The sequence below is a fragment of the Nocardia sp. NPDC058497 genome, from assembly GCF_042720195.1.
In the GTDB taxonomy this organism is placed as follows: Bacteria; Actinomycetota; Actinomycetes; order Mycobacteriales; family Mycobacteriaceae; genus Nocardia.
The window spans coordinates 1-2776 of the sequence record NZ_JBHXMY010000703.1; the positions used below are offsets into that span (position 1 = coordinate 1).

Below are 2776 nucleotides of genomic sequence, written 5' to 3' on the forward strand. Positions count from 1 at the left end.
ACCACCACACCCCCGCGCCCGGCGGGCCGGGCCCCCCGCTCTACTGGGCCAGCTTCGGCCTGGAGGCGATGATCAGCGTCTGCCTGATCATCATCATGATCGGCACCACGCGTGTGGCCGAGTGGGGCGTGATGGGCAACCGCACCCAGGTCCTGGTCGCCGAGCTGTTCCTGCTCACCCTCACCATCGCCCTCAACACCTATCCGCACCTGAGCGCCGGGCACTGGTACGACGCAGCGGTGCACGCCGTGGCCCCGGTGATGATCGGTGTCGCGCTGATGATCCACAACGCCGCCAGCGCCCGCTACAGCACCGCCATCGCCCGCGCCTCGGCCGAGATCCCCGCCGACGATGCCGAAGACCTCCTCTCGGCGGCTCCGGCCTTCCGCGAGAGCTAGCGGTACACACAAAGAGGGCCCGTACTCCAGATCGGAGTACGGGCCCTCTTTCGTGGCTGCTAGGCCGACTTCTCGCGGCGCTCGGTGCGCTGGGTCTTGCGGGGCACGATCGTCGGCAGGACGTTCTCGGTGACCGTGTCGGCGTCCACGACCACCTTGGCGACGTCGTCGCGGCCGGGGATGTCGTACATCACCGGCAGCAGGACTTCCTCCATGATGGCGCGCAGGCCACGGGCGCCGGTGCCGCGCAGGATCGCCTGATCGGCAACCGCTTCCAGAGCGTCGGTGGTGAACTCGAGGTCGACGCCGTCCATCTCGAACAGCCGCACGTACTGCTTGACCAGCGCGTTCTTCGGCTCGGAGAGGATCTTGACCAGCGACTCCTTGTCCAGGTTCGTCACCGAGGCGACCACGGGCAGGCGGCCGATGAACTCGGGGATCAGACCGAACTTGATCAGGTCCTCGGGCATCACCTCGGCGAAGTGGTCGTCGGTGTCGACCTCGGCCTTGGAGCGGACCTCGGCGCCGAAGCCGATGCCGCGGTGCCCGGTGCGGTCGGAGATGATCTTCTCCAGGCCCGCGAACGCGCCCGCCACGATGAACAGCACGTTGGTGGTGTCGATCTGGATGAACTCCTGGTGCGGGTGCTTGCGACCGCCCTGCGGCGGCACACTCGCCTGGGTGCCCTCCAGGATCTTCAGCAGCGCCTGCTGCACACCCTCGCCGGAGACGTCACGGGTGATCGAGGGGTTCTCGCTCTTGCGGGCGATCTTGTCGACCTCGTCGATGTAGATGATGCCGGTCTCGGCGCGCTTGACGTCGTAGTCGGCGGCCTGGATCAGCTTCAGCAGGATGTTCTCGACATCCTCACCGACGTAGCCTGCCTCGGTGAGCGCGGTGGCGTCGGCGATGGCGAACGGCACGTTCAGCATCTTCGCCAGCGTCTGCGCGAGGTAGGTCTTACCGCAGCCGGTGGGGCCGAGCATCAGGATGTTCGACTTGGCCAGCTCGACGGACTCGCCGCGGCTGTCGCGGCCCTTGTCGCCGGCCTGGATGCGCTTGTAGTGGTTGTACACCGCGACCGCGAGGGTGCGCTTGGCCGTGTCCTGGCCGATGACGTAGTTCTCCAGGAAGTCCCGGATCTCCGACGGCTTGGGCAGCTCGTCGAGCTTGACCTCGCTCGACTCGGCCAGATATTCATCGATGATCTCGTTGCAGAGGTCGATGCACTCGTCGCAGATATAGACCCCGGGGCCCGCAATGAGCTTCTTGACCTGCTTCTGGCTCTTTCCGCAGAACGAGCACTTGAGCAGATCGCCGCCGTCTCCGATGCGCGCCATCTCGTAGGTCCCTACTTCCTTGTCCGAGTGCGACCGTCGTCCCCCGATTGGGCCGGAAATACGTTTCGGTGCCGTCAATCAGAGCAATGGTCCCTGAGTCGACCGTACCTGGTGTGCGCGAATGAGGTCGACAACTCGCGCATGTTTCTGTTCAGGGTTGTGCGGGTTCTCACCATTGTGAGCCAACCCGCGCGAAATTGGCGGGCCCGCCGCCGAAACTGCGACGACGGGCCCGGGCGTGTCACTTCTGTCCGCTGAGCTTCCGGTAGTCGAAGACCTGGTCGACGATGCCGTATTCCTTGGCCTCTTCGGCCGTCAGGATCTTGTCGCGGTCGGTGTCCTTGCGGACCTGCTCCTCGGACTTGCCGGTGTGGCGCGAGATGGTGACCTCCATCAGGCGGCGCATCCGCTCGATCTCGGCCGCGGCGATCTCGAGGTCGGACACCTGACCCTGCACACCACCCGAGGACGGCTGGTGAATCAGGATGCGGGCGTTGGGCAGCGCGGCGCGCTTGCCGGGGGCGCCCGCGGCCAGCAGCACCGCGGCGGCCGAGGCGGCCTGGCCGAGGCACACCGTCACGACGTCGGGGCGCACGTACTGCATGGTGTCGTAGATGGCCATCAGCGCGGTGAACGAGCCACCGGGCGAGTTGATGTACATCGTGATGTCGCGGTCGGGGTCCTGGGACTCCAGCACCAGCAGCTGCGCCATGATGTCGTTCGCCGAGACGTCGTCGACCTGGTTGCCCAGGAAGATGATGCGCTCCTCGAACAGCTTGTTGTACGGGTCGGAAGTCTTGACGCCGAACGAAGTCTGCTCGGTGAACTGCGGCAGGATGTAGCGCGCCTGCGGGAGGCCCGCGGCGGAGCCGCCATGTCCGGCGCGCGGGTCGAAGAGGTTGGCCATCGTTATCTCCAAGCTTGTCTCGAGTGAGGGGGGACGGCGGCGTTACTTCGCCTGGTTCGCGTGGCTGACCACGTGGTCGATGAAGCCCGGTGGGGGGGGGTGCGGAGGCGGGTACCCACGGGGGGCGTCCC

At 66.4% G+C, this 2776-nt stretch carries 2 protein-coding genes and 1 pseudogene; 1 reads left to right on the top strand and 2 read right to left on the bottom strand.

Going from position 1 to position 2776, the window contains the following annotated elements:
• Positions 1-398, top strand: a pseudogene (locus tag ACFWPJ_RS29735) (hypothetical protein); the annotation flags it as partial.
• A 59-nt stretch (positions 399-457) separates the two neighbouring features.
• Here ACFWPJ_RS29735 and clpX read toward each other — a convergent pair.
• Both clpX and ACFWPJ_RS29745 read right to left on the bottom strand, forming a co-directional pair.
• Positions 458-1738, bottom strand: a complete 1281-nt coding sequence (gene clpX, locus ACFWPJ_RS29740; protein WP_378856370.1) for an ATP-dependent Clp protease ATP-binding subunit ClpX — start codon at positions 1736-1738, stop codon at positions 458-460.
• A 241-nt stretch (positions 1739-1979) separates the two neighbouring features.
• On the bottom strand, positions 1980-2645 hold the full coding sequence (locus tag ACFWPJ_RS29745) for an ATP-dependent Clp protease proteolytic subunit (protein WP_218721479.1): 666 nt from the start codon (positions 2643-2645) through the stop codon (positions 1980-1982).
• Between the last annotated feature and the right edge of the window lie 131 nt (positions 2646-2776).